11 protein-coding genes are annotated in these 17992 nt (G+C 42.1%); 5 read left to right on the plus strand and 6 right to left on the minus strand.

Going from position 1 to position 17992, the window contains the following annotated elements:
* The first annotated feature begins 49 nt into the window (after positions 1–49).
* Positions 50–496 carry a VOC family protein gene (locus tag DYH63_RS01060; protein WP_116787035.1) on the plus strand — a complete coding sequence of 149 codons (447 nt, stop codon included), beginning with the start codon at positions 50–52 and terminating at the stop codon, positions 494–496.
* Positions 497–583: 87 nt separating this feature from the next.
* On the opposite strand, the gene DYH63_RS01065 is transcribed toward DYH63_RS01060, so the two are convergent.
* On the minus strand, positions 584–2488 hold the full coding sequence (locus DYH63_RS01065) for an Ig-like domain-containing protein (protein ID WP_116787036.1): 1905 nt from the start codon (positions 2486–2488) through the stop codon (positions 584–586).
* Positions 2489–2978: 490 nt separating this feature from the next.
* Here DYH63_RS01065 and DYH63_RS01070 point away from each other — a divergent pair, with 490 nt between their 5' ends.
* The gene (locus DYH63_RS01070) at positions 2979–3851 is read left to right on the plus strand and encodes a glycoside hydrolase family 43 protein (protein WP_439952035.1); all 873 of its coding nucleotides are present in this window, start codon (positions 2979–2981) and stop codon (positions 3849–3851) included.
* A gap of 75 nt (positions 3852–3926) precedes the next feature.
* On the opposite strand, the gene DYH63_RS01075 is transcribed toward DYH63_RS01070, so the two are convergent.
* Complete coding sequence (locus tag DYH63_RS01075) at positions 3927–6293, minus strand: outer membrane beta-barrel protein (protein ID WP_116787038.1); 2367 nt, start codon at positions 6291–6293, stop codon at positions 3927–3929.
* Positions 6294–6492: 199 nt separating this feature from the next.
* On the opposite strand from DYH63_RS01075, the gene DYH63_RS01080 reads away from it, so the two are divergent.
* Positions 6493–7524 carry a sensor histidine kinase gene (locus DYH63_RS01080; protein WP_116787039.1) on the plus strand — a complete coding sequence of 344 codons (1032 nt, stop codon included), beginning with the start codon at positions 6493–6495 and terminating at the stop codon, positions 7522–7524.
* The gene (locus tag DYH63_RS01085) at positions 7521–8243 is read left to right on the plus strand and encodes a LytR/AlgR family response regulator transcription factor (RefSeq protein ID WP_116787040.1); all 723 of its coding nucleotides are present in this window, start codon (positions 7521–7523) and stop codon (positions 8241–8243) included. The genes DYH63_RS01080 and DYH63_RS01085 overlap by 4 nt, the downstream gene beginning before the upstream one ends.
* 177 nt (positions 8244–8420) lie before the next feature.
* Here the strand turns inward: DYH63_RS01085 and DYH63_RS01090 are convergent, their stop codons facing one another.
* The 4 genes from DYH63_RS01090 to DYH63_RS01105 form a co-directional block, all read right to left on the minus strand.
* Positions 8421–9308, minus strand: a complete 888-nt coding sequence (locus DYH63_RS01090; RefSeq protein ID WP_116787041.1) for an SDR family oxidoreductase — start codon at positions 9306–9308, stop codon at positions 8421–8423.
* A 76-nt stretch (positions 9309–9384) separates the two neighbouring features.
* Positions 9385–9963, minus strand: a complete 579-nt coding sequence (locus DYH63_RS01095) for a Crp/Fnr family transcriptional regulator (protein ID WP_116787042.1) — start codon at positions 9961–9963, stop codon at positions 9385–9387.
* Positions 9964–10011: 48 nt separating this feature from the next.
* The gene (locus tag DYH63_RS01100) at positions 10012–11697 is read right to left on the minus strand and encodes an RluA family pseudouridine synthase (RefSeq protein WP_116787043.1); all 1686 of its coding nucleotides are present in this window, start codon (positions 11695–11697) and stop codon (positions 10012–10014) included.
* 96 nt (positions 11698–11793) lie between these two features.
* Positions 11794–17148 carry an Ig-like domain-containing protein gene (locus tag DYH63_RS01105; protein WP_116787044.1) on the minus strand — a complete coding sequence of 1785 codons (5355 nt, stop codon included), beginning with the start codon at positions 17146–17148 and terminating at the stop codon, positions 11794–11796.
* Positions 17149–17433: 285 nt separating this feature from the next.
* Here DYH63_RS01105 and DYH63_RS01110 point away from each other — a divergent pair, with 285 nt between their 5' ends.
* Complete coding sequence (locus tag DYH63_RS01110; RefSeq protein WP_116787045.1) at positions 17434–17991, plus strand: DUF6642 family protein; 558 nt, start codon at positions 17434–17436, stop codon at positions 17989–17991.
* Position 17992 lies beyond the last annotated feature (1 nt).

Below are 17992 nucleotides of genomic sequence, written 5' to 3' on the forward strand. Positions count from 1 at the left end.
GCACTATCAACGGTGCTGCTGCACTAATTTTGTACAAAAATAAACTATAATGGACTATACAATTACAGGTTTTCACCATTTTGCCATCAAGGCACAGGACTTTGAAGTAACAGTACGTTTTTATGAAACCCTTGGGTTTGAAATAGTGCATGGCTGGAGCCTGCCGGACTTTAATTTAAAGCAGTGTGTAATGATGCGCAATGCCCTTATAAACTGTTATATAGAGATATGCGATAAAGATGCTGATTTCCCTTCGCAGGGGCGCAAGCATATACATGGTGAGGGTTATGTGCAAAATGCAATTATGCATATATGCTTTACGGTAACAGATGCAGCCGCGGCCTTTGAGGCAGCACTAAAAAATGGAGCCGTTCCACTATCTGATAAAGAGACATTGCAATTAAATAGCGGAGTAAAATCTGTTTCGGTATCAAACAGCCTGGTTTATAGCCCTAATGGAGAGGTCATAGAGTTTTTAGAACAGGTTGTTTTTTGATGTAAACTGCCGGAGTAAAAAATCCCGACTGCAAAAAAATGCAGCCGGGACACTGATAAAACCCACAAAGTATAATAAGAGAATTCTTTAGTTCTTAATAATTTTTTCTGTTGCTGTTTGTCCGTTTACAAGGCCTATCTCTACAAAGTATACACCTTTTTCAATATTTGAAAGGTTTATCTCATTAGCAGCATTTGCGTAAACAGTTTGTCCCAACATGTTATAAATAGCAACCTGCTTTACAGGAACGTCACTTTTTATAAATACAGTTCCGTTAGTAGGATTAGGATATACCTTAACCAATAGGCTGTTGAACTTATCGGCCGAAAGGCTGCCGGTAATAACTATTTCTATATCATCAAACAAGGTATCATCTGCAACAGATGTAGCTCTTATTGTAGCTGTGCCGTTTGCAAGAGCTGTAACTAACCCGCTTGTGCTTACAGATGCAAATTCTGAACCTGATACTACAGACCATACTACACTACTATCTGTAGCATCGTCTGGGCTTACAGTAGCAACTAGTTGCAGGGTACCATTGTCTGTTATAATTGTTGCCGGTACATCATTTTCTGTTGTAACTATTACAGCAGTAACCGCTACAACCTGGTTTGTAATAATAATATCAATACTGTCAGATAATGTGCCATCGGCTACAGATGTTGCAGTAACAGTAACGGTGCCGTTTGCTGTAGCTGTAACAAGTCCTGTTGCACTTACCGATGCAAATGCCTCACCTGTAGTAACTGCCCATGTTACGCTGTCATCTGTAGCATCGTCTGGGCTTATAGTGGCAACTAATTGTAGCGTACCACCATTTGTAATAATAGTTGCATCGGCTTCATTTTCTGTAGTTACCGTAACTGCCGTAACCGCTACAACCTGGTTTGTAATAATAATATCAATACTGTCAGATAATGTGCCATCGGCTACAGATGTTGCAGTAACAGTAACGGTACCGTTTGCTGTAGCTGTAACAAGTCCTGTTGCACTTACCGATGCAAATTCACCACCTGTAGTAACAGCCCATGTTACGCTGTCATCAGTAGCATCATCAGGGCTTATAGTAGCTAATAGTTGTAATGTACCACCATCAGTAACAATAGTCGCATCTGCTTCATTTTCTGTCGTCACAGCAACTGCGGTAACAGCCACAACCTGGTTTGTAATAGTAATGCTTATGGTACCTGTGATAGCAGGCGTTGCTGAAGAAGTTGCCGTTACAACCACAGTACCGTTTGCCGTTGCCGTAACAAGTCCTGTAGTGCTTACTGTTGCAAACTCAGCACCTGTGGTAACTGCCCAAGTAACATCTTGTGGCGCAGCTGCTGGTGTAATGGCTGCTGCAAGTTGTAGCGTACCACCATCTGTATTAATGGTAGCAGGTGCACTGTTTGCTGTTGTGACGGCAAGTGCTGTAGCTACCGGTCCTGTTACATTTAGCGTATAATCATGGTAATTTCCACCAGCTTCGCGTCCGCTAAAGTTAGCGCATGCCTGCCCGGCTCCTACTTGTTGAGCGCTACTATCGCCCCACACGGCTAATACCCTAAGCCTGTAAGAACCGGCGGCTACGCCCTCAGGAATGGATATAGTTCCTGTAGTTGTTTCTATGGGTGACTCCCAAGCCGGATGGCCTGCAAGTAATAATTCATTAGTATCATCAAAATCGCCGTCGCCGTTAAAGTCGGCATAAATAGCAAAAGACATCCAGTTACCTAATGTAATAGAGTAAGGAACGGCTGTGCCTGGCAGCGCTGATGTAGACATTGCTGTATAATTAAATGTAGTACACTGACCTATGGCAGGTGCATTAGTTATACTGCCCAGAGTAACATTTCTTAAACTGTAGTTTGTGCAGGTATTAGATATAGTCCTGAACGTAGGGGAACAATATGTTACCTGGGCACTAGCTACAGTAGACAGTAACGAAATTACCAGGCCAAATGCCAGGCCAAGTTTCTTAGAGAACGAAACGTAATTTTTTTTCATAAAATTTTGATTGTTTAGTGTGGTTTTGAGTTAATAGGCATGATGTTTTTAAAATAAAACAGCACGACGTAAACTTCTTGTTTTTAATGTGGTTAGGTTGTAACTATCGTTTCAAAACCTGTTACTAATGTTTCAATAGCATTGAAAGACACGAATCTGAATTGATTTTGGGACAAAGTAGCCAGCCCAAACTCATTGGTATGCAATTTGTGCTTTTCTTCTACATATCGGCGCACAGTAAGGTAATTTTTCTGCTCAAAGGCAATGTTGACACGATTTGCATAAATTCTGAAATAGAATGCCACCAGTAAATTGGATTAAAACAGGGTATTTTGCGAAAACGAAATAGTTAAATCAGCTAAACAAACAATCTATGAAAACGAAACACGTTACAACACTACTTTTATCTTTTTTAATAAGTCCGCTTTTGGTTTCTTGTGGGGACGATGATAAAAGTGGTTCTGAACCTGTAAAAGCCCGACTGAACCCTATGCAGGCTGACCCAACCATCTTTCAGGATAATGGCACCTATTATTTATATGGTACAAACAATAATCCCAATGTAAAGGGAGAAGGCTTTGCAGTATACACTTCTACTGATATGCAAAAGTGGGAAGGGCCTGCCGGTGCACACGATGGCTTTGCTTTTAAAAAAGGAGATGGTTATGGTACTACAGGGTTCTGGGCGCCACAAATATTTAAACACAATAATAAATACTACATGGCTTATACTGCCAATGAGCAAATAGCCATAGCAGTTGCCGATAGCCCTGTAGGGCCATTTACAAATGCAGGTAATCCGCTGCCGTCTACCGGTAAGCAAATAGACCCATTTGTGTTTTTTGATAACGGCAAGGTTTATCTGTACCATGTAAGGTTAGATAACGGCAACCGCATTTTTGTTGCAGAAATGGAAGATGACCTTAGTGCTATTAAACCCGGAACGCTTACCGAATGTATACATGCTACACAGCCATGGGAAAATACTGAAAATGTAAGCTGGACAGTAGCAGAAGGGCCTACCGTTCTAAAGAATGGCAGCTTATATTACCTTATATACTCGGCTAACGATTTCAGGAATAAAGATTATGCAGCAGGCTATGCCACATCTTCAAGCCCTATGGGCCCCTGGACAAAGGCAACTTCAAGCCCGTTTATATCCAGGCAGCAGCTAAACTACCCGGGTACAGGTCACGGCGACGTGTTTTACAATCCGGCTGGAGATATGTTCTACGTGTTCCATACCCATTTTTCGAACACAAAGGTAGACCCTCGTAAAACTGCAATTGTGCCAATAACATTAAGTTCAGGTACATTATCTGTAAAAGCAGGAGCAGAAATGATGTGGCCTTATACTGAATAAGTTTGCCATAAATTATAACAAATAGCTACAACGACCTTCAGTGCATACTGAAGGTCATTTTGTTTTTGGGCGGCTTTAAATCCTATTTGTTTCTTCTCCTAACGAGGCCGATTTAATGTTTTTAGACTTTCCGTTACCAAAGTAGTACACAGCCTGAAAGAAAAACCGTCGCGTTTCCCAGCGGTTTGTCCAGTCGGTAGTTACATTATTTACCTGTGTTACCGTGTTGTAAAAGCTTCTTTTTAATAGATTACTACAGCCGGTACTAAGCTGAAGCTTTTTCTCGAGCAGGCTCTTTTTTACACTTACGCTCATATCATAAGTAGCGCGCGAATAGCCGTTAGCAGCAGTAGTCCTGCCGTTATAAAATCCGCTTATATTAATATTCCAGTCGTTTTTAAGTGTAAAGCTTTCATACATGTTTGCTGAGTAGCCCCAACCACTGCCGCTGTAAGTAAACCCCGGTATATAAGCCGACTCACTGTTGTAATTGCCATCAAGGCTTAGCTGCATACTCCACCATTTGTTTACCTCATAAGGCATAGAGGCCGAAAAGCCCAGCCTGTTGCCTTTAGCCGCATTGGCCTGATAGGTAATGTTGTAGTTATCGCTTTCCTGATAATCTATAACATTGGTAAAGCCATTTTTGTACCGGTATCCATAAAGGCTGAGGTTTAAAGCACTTTTGTATACATAGCTCAATTGCAGGCTGTGGTAAAGTTGTGGCCTTAAGGCAGGGTTACCTTTTTCGAGTGTGTAAGCATCAATATACTGGTAGTAGGGGTTTAGTGCCAGGTAGTTTGGCCTGCCAATGCGTCGGCTGTAACTAAGCTGATACTGGCTGTTGCCTTCTTTATAATTTGCAGAGAACGACGGGAAAAAGTTGGTATAGCTTTTATGGTTAGTTTGATTATTAATGAGCGATGCCGCAGTGTAATTCTGGTGTTCCATACGAAGTCCAGCCATAAAGTTCCATTTTTCAAGATCAAGCGATGCCTGGGTATAAGCAGAGGTTAAATGTTCTTTATAAGAAAAATCATTTACCAGCAGGCTGTCGGGTATAATTAACAATCCGGCATTATTAGTATCATAGCGGTTGTAATACGTCATATCAACAAACGAATATTTAGCTCCTGCTTCAAGAGTAACGCGCTTCCCTATTTTTTGAAGCAGGTCGGCCTGTACCGTGGCAACATCATACGTAGTTTTATTAGCCCCGTTAAGTTGCATAAACACATCGGCCGGGTAGTCGTTACGCAAATAACCGGAGTTGGTAGTTTTATAATGCGCATAATTAGCCTGTGCATCAAACTTAGTAGTAAGACTATCAGATGTGTAGTTGTAAAATAAGTTGCCTGTAATGCGTTCGCTGGGGCTTTTAATGTGTTGGCTAAGGTTTACAGTCGTTACGGGCAGGCCATTCATATATTCTTTAGTAGTGCCGTAAGTGTTCTCATCAGCGCCGGAATAGTCATATTGCAGCTCGGTACTTATCAGTTCATTTTTGCTCAGTTTCCTTTCTGCCGCCAGGTTTACATTTTTAGATGTAGTTACCGGCAGCCATTCATTGCGCTGGTCTATGTTGCGGGTACCTTCGTCTAAAAGGATGGTTTGTTTTACCTTGCGATGGTTTACAGATTTACCGTCGTAGTACGAAGCGTTTCCGTTTATGGTCCAGAGAGAGTCGTTATAGAACAGTCGGGTACCTTGTTGTGCCTTAAAATATTCGCCATAACCTGTATAGGTATAAACATTACCACTAATCCCGGCGGCCCGGTTCTTTTTCAGTACAATGTTTATAATACCTGCAGTTCCTGCCGCATCATAACGTGCCGATGGCTGGGCAATGATTTCTACATTCGCAATATCACTACCTTTAAGCGAGCGTAGGTATTCGCGCAGCGCGTCGCCCTGTAGCAAACTTTTTTTGCCATTTATCATAACCTGAACATTACTGCCCCTAAATATGAGGTTCTCATCTTTATCAAGGCTCATACCGGGCAACTGGCGCAGGGTTTCAAGGCCGTTATTGCCATTGCCCAGACCGGTTTTTTCAATGCTGTATATCATTTTATCCCCCTTTAGGGTTACGGCATCTTTTTTTGATGTGAGCGTAACTTCATTTAACTCCGTAGCATCAGGTAAAAGGGCAGCTTTTATAGTAAGGGGGAAATCTTTTTTTGCAATATCTTTTACCAGAGGAGTATACCCTACATAGCTAATGATAAGCTTACCCGAGGTAAATTCATTAGGGGTATTAAAGGTAAAGGTACCTTTGTCATCTGCTGTAACAGAGATAATTTCTTTTTGTGCATCTTTAAGTAGTACCGATGCAAAAGGTAATGCGTTACCTAAATTGCGATCTGTAACGGTTCCGGAAATGTCCTGTGCCTGTAATAGGGCAGTAGTGAAGGTGAATAGTAAGAGGAGTAATTTTTTCATGGTGTAATAATTTGAAGCAATATTACACTGTGGTAAAAAGTTTAAAATCTAAATAATATAAAGCGGACAAAATCTGCCACAAACAGGCTTTTTGAACGGTACATGGTTTTGATTGTGTAAAAAGAGGGGTTTGTACCTTAAAAATTGCAGTTGGTAGCAGCAGGCTTTGCATTATGGATAAAACATATAATTTAGCAGTATGACAAAGAAATTAGAAATTCGCTACCATATCATTTTCTGGCTCGTATTTATTTGCCTTGACCAGTTATTTAGCAACGTGCTGAGTGGTAAGCAAAGCATGAATATACTTTGGTCGGTTTTACAAAACACAGGATTTGTGGTTCTGAATATGCTGGTGTTCTACATCAACTATTTATGGATATGCCCGCGCACGATTCCGCAAAAAAAGTGGAAATGGTTTGCGTTGGGGCAAATAGGTTTCCTGTTTCTTTTTCCGGCATTGCGCTATCCTTATGAAGAGATAATTATTTTCCACATTACCGGTATGCACAACTATTTTGGAGATATTGATGCTCCTTATTATGTATACGATAATTCGCCTTATGTAATAACTATTGTGCTAATAAGCCTGGTAGCCTATTTTGTAAAATATCTTTTTGAAACCATACAGCAGGTTAATAAACTGCAACTGGAAAAAAAGCAGGCCGAACTTTTAGTACTCAAAAGCCAATTAAGCCCCCATTTTTTATTTAATACATTAAATAGCTTTTATTCAGATCTATATGATGCAGAACCAAAAGTAGCTTCAGATATTATGAAGCTTTCTGAGATGCTGCGGTACGTAACCTATGAGAATGAAAATAATACGGTGTTACTTAAGGATGAAACTGAGTTTTTAGAGAATTATATCGCCTTGTTTAACAGGCGGTATGACGGAACCATACCTGTAGTTTTCAAACATACCACAAAAGAAAGCCATACCCGTATACCTGCGCTGCTACTTATACACTTTGTAGAGAATGCCTTTAAGCATGGTGTGATAGACGATAAAAACTGCCCCTTATTTTTTGATCTTGCAGTAAATAATAACAGGCTGCTATTTACTGCAACAAACCACATAAGGAGAAGTGTGCACTATGACGAGCCGGGCATAGGCTATAAGAACATCAGGCAGCGGCTTGATATTATGTTCCCCGGCAGCCATACGCTGGATGTAAGAGAACAGGAAAATATGTACATTGCATCGTTAAGCATACCTTTACTACCATGAGCGAACACCTTACCTGCATAATAGTAGACGACGAGCCGCCTGCTATACGCCTGCTGCAAAAATATGCCGAACAAATGCCCGGCCTTGAGTGTGTTGCAACCACCACTAAAGCCATTGAGGCATTACAACTTATAGAGCAGCACCAGCCTGATATTGTGTTCCTGGACATTCAAATGCCCGACCTTACCGGGTTGCAGCTCTCTGCCATTATAAAAGATAAGGTAAAGATTATTTTTACAACGGCATATCCGCAGTTTGCAGTAGAGGGTTTTGAACTTAATGCTGTTGATTACCTGCTTAAGCCCGTAGCATTTAACCGCTTTATTACTGCCGTAGAAAAATGCCGGAAGGTAGCCGAGGCAGTACAAGTCAATACACAACCCGAAACTAATACGGAAGATTATTTTTTTGTAAAGACTGATGGCAAGAACCGCTATAAACGCATTGCTTTTAACGATGTATATTATATAGAAAGTATTCGAAACTATGTAGTAATACACACAAAAGACGAGCAGGTTATTACCTACAATACACTTAAGAATTTTGAAGAGAATTTACCCGAGCCGCTTTTTATTAAAATTCACAAATCCTACATTATTGCACTCTCAAAAATAGAAAAGACAGATAGCAATGAGGTGTGGTTACTTAATAAATCGCTTCCGTTAGGGGACACTTATAAAACCGAATTTTTTAAAAAAATAAACAAGTTCTCTTTCTGATAAAACAATAAACTCCGGCAACTGCCGGAGTTTATGTTAGCTTCGTGTTCTTTCAGTCACTATTTTCAGAACCGACATTTATTAAAACAATTTTGGAGTCAGCTTTGTGTTCCTGGTGTAAACCTTGTGTTCCTTGTGGTAAAACAGCAACAAAATTAAGCTATACTACTGTTCATTTTAGAAATAAAAAGCCTCCATATCTGCTAGCAACTCAGTATGTGTAGGCTGCCAACCGAGTACCTCTCTTGTTTTTGCACTCGATGCAGGGCAATGAAACGATGCAAAATGTGTAAACCATGTAAAGTGTTGCTGTGCTTCCTCTGCTGAAAGGCTTACTAAGGGAAGATTAAGGCCTTTGCTGATGCTACCGGCTATTTCTGCAAACGGAATACCTTGTTCTGCAACAGGGTGAAATACCCTTTGTTCCGGTGCTTTCTCAACAATAAGGCGGTATACGGCAGCGGCATCAAAGCGATGTACTGCAGGCCATAAATTTTGCCCGTCGCCTATATAAGCCGACTTGCCATTTTCTTTTGAGATATTCATAATAAAATGTACAAAGCCATGATCGCCTGCACCATGTGTGGTAGGAGGGAGGCGCACAATATATACATTTGCACCCTTTGCGTTAGCGCTGGCAGCGGCCTCTTCAGACGCAATTCTCGGCATTACTTCAGCACTTACGGTAGGCACATCATCTTCAGTAATAATGTTCTCACCACGCAGCAGGCCGATACCCGACGTAATAACAACAGGTTTTCCTGTGCCGGAAGTAGCATTGCCAAAAGTTTCGATAACCAGGCGGTCTGCCTCACAACTGGCTTTGTATTGAGAAAAGTCGTGGTTAAAGGCCGTATGGATAACAGCATCACATTCGGTAGCGCCACGGCGAATGATATCCTGGTCGTTGATGTCGCCAAGGAGCACCTCTGCACCGGTTTGGGCTAAGGTTTCGGCGGCACTTTCAGACCGCACCAGGCCTAATACTTTGTGTCCTGCCGATAATAGTTCTTTTACAACTGCAGAGCCTACAAAACCAGAGGCCCCTGTAACAAATACTCGCATAATTATAGTGTTTTAAGAACTACAAAGAACTATAATAATGATTGTAAAAACGTGGTCATTTGACCATACTTATAATTTAGCGCAGCAGTTGCGCATGACGAATGCGGGTAAGTGTTTTTAGCGAAATGCCAAGATGTGAAGCAATCATGTGTAGGGGTAATCGCGCTATCAGGCCCGGGAAACGTTGCGTAAAATCATCATATTTTTCTTCGGGGCTGGCACTTAGTATAGTTGCCATGCGTTGCCTGTTATAGTACATGGTACGTGCCACAAGCTGTTCAGAAAACTGTTTAAGCAGCGGAATGTCTGCCAATAGTTTATTGAAATCGGCTTTTTGCCATAGTAATACCTCGGTAGGTTCTACGGCGCCAATGGCAATTGCCGATGGAATTTCTTTATCATAACTTTCCACATCAAGCGTCCAGGTCAGTTCTGGCGAAAAATGCAATACGTGTTCGTTGCCGTTTGCGGTGGTTATAAAGTTTCGCAGCAGCCCGCTTACAATAAATACTTTGTGGCGGCATACCTCTCCCGGTTCTAACAACAGCTCGTTGCGGCGCAGCGTGCGGGCAATGGCGCAGCTGCTAATGGCGTGTATTGCATCATCTGTAAGTGTAGTTTGTGTACCCAAGTATTTTTGAAACTGCGATTCCATACCACAAAAATATTAAATATTTATTTCTTCGATTGATGTGAGATGGATTTAAAAATCTTCTGCTACCTCAAACTTCATCGATGCTCCTGTTACAGGATGTACAAACTCCAGGTAAGCCGCGTGCAAATACAAACGGTCAGCACCGGTGCCATAAAGATCATCTCCGGTTATGGGAGCATTAAGCCCCAGTTCGTGGGCGGCGTGCATACGTAGCTGGTGTGTGCGACCGGTTAATGGCCAAAAGTGTATTTTAGTTGAGGTTTCGTTACGCTGTATCACTTTCCATTTTGTTACGGCTTTTTTTCCAAATTCAAAACAAACCAATTGCCTTGGGCGGTTATCAAGGTCGCCACGCAATGGCAAGTTTATTTCGCCTTCATTTTCGGTAATTACTTTAGAAAGCTGCGCCGTGTACCGCTTTACAACTGTTCGCTTCAGGAACTGCTTTTGTATGTCCTTATGCGCTTCTTTGGTTTTAGCAACTACTAAAAGACCAGAGGTAGCCATGTCCAGCCTGTGGATAATTAGCGGTTCTATATTGCCAAAGGCGAGTTTAAGGCGGGCATAAACCGAGTCGTGTACTGTAATGCCGGGAACCGAGAGTAGTTCTGCCGGTTTGTTAACCACTACAAAACTATCGTCTTCATAAACAATCTTAAGTTCCTTGCCTTCGCCGGGATTTAGTAAAAAAGGGTTGTCTTCTATAACCATACCTTCAAGCATATGCTCCAGTATGGGTTTGCATTTTCCTGTGCAGGCAGGGTAGTATTGTTTGTGTTTTCTTACCTCAGATTTAGGCGGCGCTCCCCACCAGAATTCTGCCATGGCAAGCGGTGTGTAACCATGCAAAAACGCATATTGCAATAGCTTGGGCGTGGCACATTCTCCGGCAGCTGCAGGTGGTTTACCAAATACGGTTTCGCTAAAAATAGCGTGCAGGCTCTTTAGCTTGCCGTCTTTATTAAGAAATGCATATTGCTCAAAAAGCTGTTGTTGTAACGCACCCGATTTTTCTTTACGTTCTTTTTTCAGGGTTTCTATCCTGTCGTCAAATTGCGCCAATTCTGCTTTAGCTTCATCAAGGCGGTTTTGCCAGCCGGCAGCCAGTACATTAAACTGGTGCTTTTCGTGCAGGCTGTGCTTTATCATCAGGGCTTCAAATTCGGCATACTCAGCACCGGTTAAAATTTGCTGCTGTTCTTCACGCTGTTTTTTTCGAAGCTGTTTATTATCCTTCAGTTCCTTTTTTGCAGCGGCTATTTCCTGTTCTGCCTGTGCAGAGAGTGCCGCCATACCGGTTTTAAGGCTGAGGTAATTTTCATTTGCCTCAATACCTTTTACCTCGTCATTAATACTGTTAAGAATGTACTGTTCCTTCAGGAAAAAACTGTCTTCTAACAGCATGTCAAACACGGGCGGTACAAACTTTGAATGGTTGTTAGAGCCTGCCAGCTTTCCTGAAAAAGCAGACAGATAACCCAGTTTTCCATCGGCATCCTGAACCACGAGCACACCAAACATCTTGCCTATAACAAGGCCTTCCTGATCTTCTTTAAGCCCAAAATTATGGTCAAGATCTGTATGGGCTTCAAGGTACTGCTGCAATTCTTTTGCTGCAATTTCTGTTAGCGGATGTGGCTCATAGAAAAACGGAAAAGTAAAACGCTCAGGAAGTGCTATGCCTTTAATAGCGTTTTCAGAGAAATAGGTAATGCTGTTCTGGCTGTTGCCCACGGGTTTAATTTTTTTTGCGAAATTAATAAATAAAAAAAGGTAACGGGATTTTACCTCCGTTACCTTTCCAAAAAACTAACTACTATTTACGTACTACTATTTCTTGATTATTTTTTGCACTGTTTTTGCGCCATTGCTAAATTCTGCTTCAACAATATAAACGCCTTGTGCAACTCCGGTAAAGTCAACTGTATTGGTTTTACCTGTTTTAATAAGCTGGCCTATCTGGTTGTATACCTTAACTGCTTTTACCTGCTGGTTAGAAACAATGTTAAGATTGTTTTCTACAGGGTTAGGGTAAATGCTGAATGTTGTTTGGTTTACATCGCCAACGCCCAGGCTTTCTATGAATATAACAATTTCGATATCGTCATATTTTGCAGGATCCTGTACAGATGTTGCACGCACAGTTACCGTACCGTTAGCAACAGCCGTTACAAGGCCATCCTGATCGATGGTTGCAAGAGTATCGCCACTAACAATGCTCCAGGTTACATCCTGATTTGCTGTAGTAGGTGCAGCTGTAGCAATAAGCTGTAGTGTACCATTCTCTGTTGTAATAGTTGCTGCTGCATCATTTTCAACAGTTACTACGATGCTTTCTACAGCAATTACATAGGTTACGGTAACTTCTATATCATCATATTTTGTAGGATCCTGTACAGATGTTGCACGCACAGTAACCGTTCCGTTAGCTGTTGCCGTTACAAGTCCGTTAGCATCTACCGTTGCTACTTCAGTACCCGAAACAATGCTCCAGGTTACAGTAGTATTTGTAGCGTTTGCCGGTGTTACCGTAGCTACAAGTTGTAATGTGCCATTTTGTGTTGTAATAGCCGGTGCAGCGTTACCACTAACGGTAACCGTTACAGCTGTTACAGCCACAATTTGGTTAGATATTGTAATCTGTATCTCATCAAATAGCTCAGTACCTGCAATTGTAGCCCTTACGGTAACCGTGCCGTTAGCTGTTGCAGTAACAAGTCCGTTAGCATCTACCGTTGCGTTTGCACTACCTTCAGTAATTGTCCAGTTTACAGTATTTGCTACCGGAGTTACCGTAGCTGTAAGCTGAAGCGTACCTGCATTTGTAGTAATTGCTGCTGCTACATTGTTTTGTGTTGCAACTGTAATGGCTGCCGGGATAGGTTCCCAGTAAACATCATCCCAGTACATTCCTGCCCATGTTGTGCCAGGGTTTCTAAGTGCAAGGCGTGCATTAGCTGGTACTGTTACAGGTACAGTAAGTGTTCTTTCAGCATCTGCGCTGTTGTAGCTGCTGTTTGTAATGGTAAGGCTCTCGATAATTACAAAAGTAGCTGCATTATTGATGTCGGTAATGTAACCAAAATCTAAAGCTCCTGTATTGTTTGCTTTTGCTTTGAACCTGAACTGGTGCGTACCGGCATTAACATTGCTGAATTGCGGTAAAACTACAATCGAAACAGTATTTGCACCGTACCCAAACTGATATATCTGGCTTGTTCCTGAAGCAGGTTGTGTGCCCGAAATTATCTGGCTCGCTCCTCCCAGGCGAATGCTGTCCCAACAAGTTGGCACAACGCCCATTTCGCAACAAGAAAGACTGTCAAAATTCTCATATAAATAACTTATTGGCTGGCAGTCATTAGTAGGTGCGATAGTAACAGTTATGTTAAATTCTCCGTAACTGGTTGTGTTTTCTACCGAAGTAGCCTTTACAGTAACCGTACCGCTAGCTGTTGCCGTAACAAGTCCGTTAGCATCTATAGTTGCTATATCATTACCTGCAACAATGCTCCATGTTACGTTTTGGCTGGTTGTTGCCGGAGTTACTGTTGCTACTAATTGAAGCGTGCCATTAGCGGTAGTTATCTCTGCCGCTGCATTATTTTGTGTAGTTACAACAACGGTAGGTGCAGGTAGTGCTTCAGTAATATTGAAAGTATAATCTTCAATTTCACCAAAAGAGTTATATCCGCAGGCGCCGCTGCCTATCCAGCCGTTAACTACTTTAAGGCGTATCCTTGTTGCACCAAGTGCTGCATTTTGAGGAACGTTGGCTGTAAAGGTTAGTGTACTTGGCTCTTCTCCGGATGAAGCATATACCTGCTCATCATCAGAGAACGTAAAGTCGTGGTTCCAGTCAATCCATGCCGAAAGGTATGATGTACCTAATGATGCAGTATGGAAGTTAAGGTTAAAGTTTACGCTACTGCCTTGAGGAGCAGTAACCGACTGTGCTGTGTAATTTGCATAACCGGCAAGTGAGTTGTCATTACTACAGCCCGTACTTGTATTATTAATATTTGTAGTACCACCGGTAGTGGCTACACCAGAAATATAAACATAATCTGCACATCCGTTAATGAAGTATGCCTCGCAATATCCCGGTTCTGGTATTGTTACAGCAACCTGTATTTCGCCATAGTTAGCGGTATTTGCTACAGATGTAGCACGCACGGTAACAGTTCCTGTAGCTGTTGCGGTAACAAGTCCGTTAGCGTTTACTGTTGCAAAGGCAGTACCTTGTGTAACGCTCCATGTAACGTTTTGGCTTGCTGTTGCAGGAGCAATAGCGGCTGTAAGCTGTAGCGTTCCGTTTGCTGTTGTAATCGTAGCCGGTACATTATTAAGTGTACTTACAGTAACAGTGCCTGCTGCAGGCGCATCTACAGTAGCTATAGAAAGTACTGCAAACCTTATTTCGTTGCCATATTCAGCCGATGCATCTCCACTAAATGTAAAGGCAATACCTGTAATTGTTTTAGCCTGGTTTGCAGCATCAATTGCAATGCTATTTTCATACAGCCTTGGATTTTCTGCATTACCCTCCATGTTGTTGTTAGTCCTGTTAACACGGCCTATGCCTTTAATAGCAAATCCGCTGTTATCATACCAGTCTTTAGCTTGCAGTGTGGCCTGTTGGCTGCTGCCGTCGCTAAAGTTTACTGTAGCAGTAAACGGTAGGTTAGTAGAGCCTCCACCTGCTGCTGAAGATAGTATGTATACCGTTTGCTTGTTTTGCGCCTCAAAAGAAAGCGTACCTGAACTCTGGTTGTTGATAGAGTTTGTTACATAAGATGGTGTAAGGTATAGTGCGTTTGACCCTGAGTAGTTAGCCAGCTGGTAGCTGATGCCCGGGGTAGAAGCACTATTTATTATACGGTTTACAGGTAAGCCATATACAGGTGTAGTGCTGCCTGCAGTACCTTGGAAGTCAAGAGATACAAGCGCCCTTGAATTAACTTCGTCAAGGCCTATTTGTGATGTAACAGATGCGTTACCCACACCGTTTGCAATAATATCATAGTTATAACCTGTAATGCCATTTCCTGTAGAAGGTAGGGCAACAGTTATCTCAATGTCGTCAAATTTAGTAGGATCCTGTAAAGATTTTGCGCGTACTACAGCAGTACCGTTAGCCAACGCTGTTACAGTTCCGGTAGCGCTTAACGTTACAGCTGTATCTCCAGACACAAGAGACCATGCCACCAGTTGGCTGGCCGTAGTAGGTGCTACGGTAGCAACAAGTTGTAATGTTCCGCCCACAGTAGTAATTGTTGGTTGTGCTCCGCCTTGTACAGCTACTTCAACCGATTCTACAGCTACAACCGGCCTTGCATAGATACACCTTACACCAGCACCCTGACCGCGTGGCGCACCAGCAGCCGGATTAGCTATGGTTGTACCTATATACATATATTTAGCACCTGTGCTAGATGTAGTAGAGCTCCAGTAGTAACCACGTGCACCTACATAAGTAAAGTCGCCGTTAGTGTTGCTCCTGTAGCCATTGCCCGGTAATTTTAAAGAACTGGCAAAGGCCGATGCAGGGTTTGTAATGCTCTCTGCTGTAACCAGCGCCTGCCAGTCTTCCTGAGATGGTAATTTCCAATCCTGGCCAAGAAGTGCTTTACACGGGTCGCAGCCATTAATGTCGCTGGCTTGTGCCGGGGTAGCACCTGTCCAGGTGTCTGTAAGAGCATTGCCAGACCACCATGAAGCGGTACTACTACCGGTTATATATTGGCCTGTATTGTTTTCAAGTCCTGATGGATTATTAGGAGTTGATGAAGCACTGGTAGCCGAATCACGCTTTTGGTGTCCGTCTGCCCAGCGTCCCCATTGGTATAGGTCGCCATAAGCAGCTTCATCTGTAATAGCCCCGGCTATAGCGGTACTACCCAGGTTTTGTTGCAGCCATACTTTACCATCGGCACCGCGCACAGTAGCATAGTTTACCTGTTCGCCCATATAAGTAAGGGTAATACAGCTTGTATCGCCTGTATTAGGTCCTGGCTCAGCCCCGCTGCACACAGCCGGAGGCGCAGTTATGCTTATCCTTTTTACTTTTGCATTCCCTTCAGAATAAGTTAGTATTAGATAATCGTTTGCATTATCTACAATCAAATCGTTGTAGGTAGCCTGCCCGGTGCTTACAAAATCACCACCAAGAATAATCCAGCTACCTAGTGTAGAATCAAATTTATAAACCCTGTTCTTTAAAAAGTTATCATCTTCCCAGTTACTCGCTGCTACATATACCTCGCCACCCAGTGTTACTGCAAGAGCAATGTACTGTACCCTTCCTTCGGTAAAGTTAGCTTCGCCAACCTGTACCCAGGCTGTACCATCAAATTTCTTTACATTAAGCTTTTGTCCGTCTGCACTGTTAGATGCATATGCTACATAGATATTGTTGTTTCCGTCTATCGCAATATCAGTATTGTACTGCTCTGAGCTAGAAGCAGCACCTACTGTTGTACCGCCTACAAGTTCCCAACTGTCTGAACTTGTAGCTGTAGTGCTTATTTTATAAACCTGTGCTGCACCACCTGCAATATTACAGGTGTATACGGTATTGTTTGCAACAGCCATTTCGGCATAAGATGCTCCCCCGGAAAAACCGGTATTACCTACCTGTTCCCAGGCACCGTTAACATAGCGTTTTACAGTACCGTTGTTTTCATTATTATATGCAAAAACCACATTGTCCTGAGATACTCCTATGGCCTGGTAGTTAACCCCACCGTTAGTAACCTGCGGAAGTAATGACCATGTAGTGCCATTAAATTTACGCACAGCCATACCAGACTCAGGATATCCCAACTGGTTACTGTAATATACATTGCCCTGATTGTCTGTGGCAAGTGCGTTAAATGTAGCAGACCCCGTGGTTATACCGGCACTTCCGCCTGCGTAGGACCATGTGGTGCCATTAAACTTTTGCACAGAACCTTTTGCTACAGAAGTATCATAGTATGACAAATAGTAGTTACCATTGCCATCCATGACAAGGTTGTTGAACGAGGCACCGCCGGCAGAAACGGCTTCTTGCGAGCCAACGTTTTCCCAGGCTTGCGCACCTGCTTTGTGCACTTGTAGCATAACAAATAGTAAAAGACAGACAATTTTTATAGTGCCTGTGTATTTGTTAGTTACATAATGCAATAGTAAATTATTTTTCATAATTGTGTATTGATATTGATACCGCAAATTTATTTTATTTAGATTTAATAAAAATAACAAAACACCCGAATTGTGAAAATTTAGCTACAGATTGACTATTTTTTTTAACTGTCGTGTTTTTTAACATTTTTTCAGTCTTAACATAAAATTTGAAGATAATTTTATGACAAAAATGTTTAGCTGAGGTTCGTCACAATGCTTCTTTAAAATTATCTTTTCGAAAATGGTACTTAACGGGCAGATTGAGATAAAATAGTACATTTGTGACAGAACGTTTTTAAATCTATGGAAGATAAATTTGTTTTTTGTCTTGAGGCTGTTCGCGATGTTGAGGCAGAAAGTACGACAGAAGTGCTTAAAAATCTGGAACAGCTTGCGTTTGACCTGGGTATTGGCAGTATTTATAAAACCTGCGATACCATTGAGGGTATGGAAGAGAGCCTGAACGCATTACTGTATGACGATCATAATTTTAAAAATTATGAAATCATCTACCTTGTGATGCCCGGGGAAGAAAATAGTATTCGTATCAACGATTACTATTATAGCATGGAAGAGATTGCTGAACTTTTTGATGGTAAGATGAAAGGAAAAATCGTGCATTTTGCAAATGCAAAAGCACTGGACTTAACCAGTGAAGAGGCACAATATTTTTTAGATGTTACCCGTGCAAAAGCCGTATCTGGCTATGGTCATCCTTACGGGCAGGGAACCAGTGCGGGACTGGATAAAGCATTTTTTAGCCTGTTTCAGGATTCTGATGATGTGATAGATATTGTAGAAGAACTGCACGAAAAATATTATGCCGTTTGCAAGGCACTCGATTTCAGGTTGTATTATTAGG

Source organism: Flavobacterium psychrotrophum (genome assembly GCF_003403075.1).
In the GTDB taxonomy this organism is placed as follows: Bacteria; Bacteroidota; Bacteroidia; order Flavobacteriales; family Flavobacteriaceae; genus Flavobacterium; species Flavobacterium psychrotrophum.

Excerpts from the sequence above, each read along its gene's own strand:
- DYH63_RS01085 (WP_116787040.1), top strand. The coding sequence starts at position 7,521 with ATGAGCGAACACCTTACCTGCATAATAGTAGACGACGAGCCGCCTGCT.
- DYH63_RS01110 (WP_116787045.1), top strand. The coding sequence starts at position 17,434 with ATGGAAGATAAATTTGTTTTTTGTCTTGAGGCTGTTCGCGATGTTGAG.
- DYH63_RS01075 (WP_116787038.1), bottom strand. The coding sequence starts at position 6,293 with ATGAAAAAATTACTCCTCTTACTATTCACCTTCACTACTGCCCTATTA.
- DYH63_RS01060 (WP_116787035.1), top strand. The coding sequence starts at position 50 with ATGGACTATACAATTACAGGTTTTCACCATTTTGCCATCAAGGCACAG.
- DYH63_RS01065 (WP_116787036.1), bottom strand. The coding sequence starts at position 2,488 with ATGAAAAAAAATTACGTTTCGTTCTCTAAGAAACTTGGCCTGGCATTT.
- DYH63_RS01090 (WP_116787041.1), bottom strand. The coding sequence starts at position 9,308 with ATGCGAGTATTTGTTACAGGGGCCTCTGGTTTTGTAGGCTCTGCAGTT.
- DYH63_RS01070 (WP_439952035.1), top strand. The coding sequence starts at position 2,979 with ATGCAGGCTGACCCAACCATCTTTCAGGATAATGGCACCTATTATTTA.
- DYH63_RS01080 (WP_116787039.1), top strand. The coding sequence starts at position 6,493 with ATGACAAAGAAATTAGAAATTCGCTACCATATCATTTTCTGGCTCGTA.
- DYH63_RS01095 (WP_116787042.1), bottom strand. The coding sequence starts at position 9,963 with ATGGAATCGCAGTTTCAAAAATACTTGGGTACACAAACTACACTTACA.
- DYH63_RS01105 (WP_116787044.1), bottom strand. The coding sequence starts at position 17,148 with ATGAAAAATAATTTACTATTGCATTATGTAACTAACAAATACACAGGC.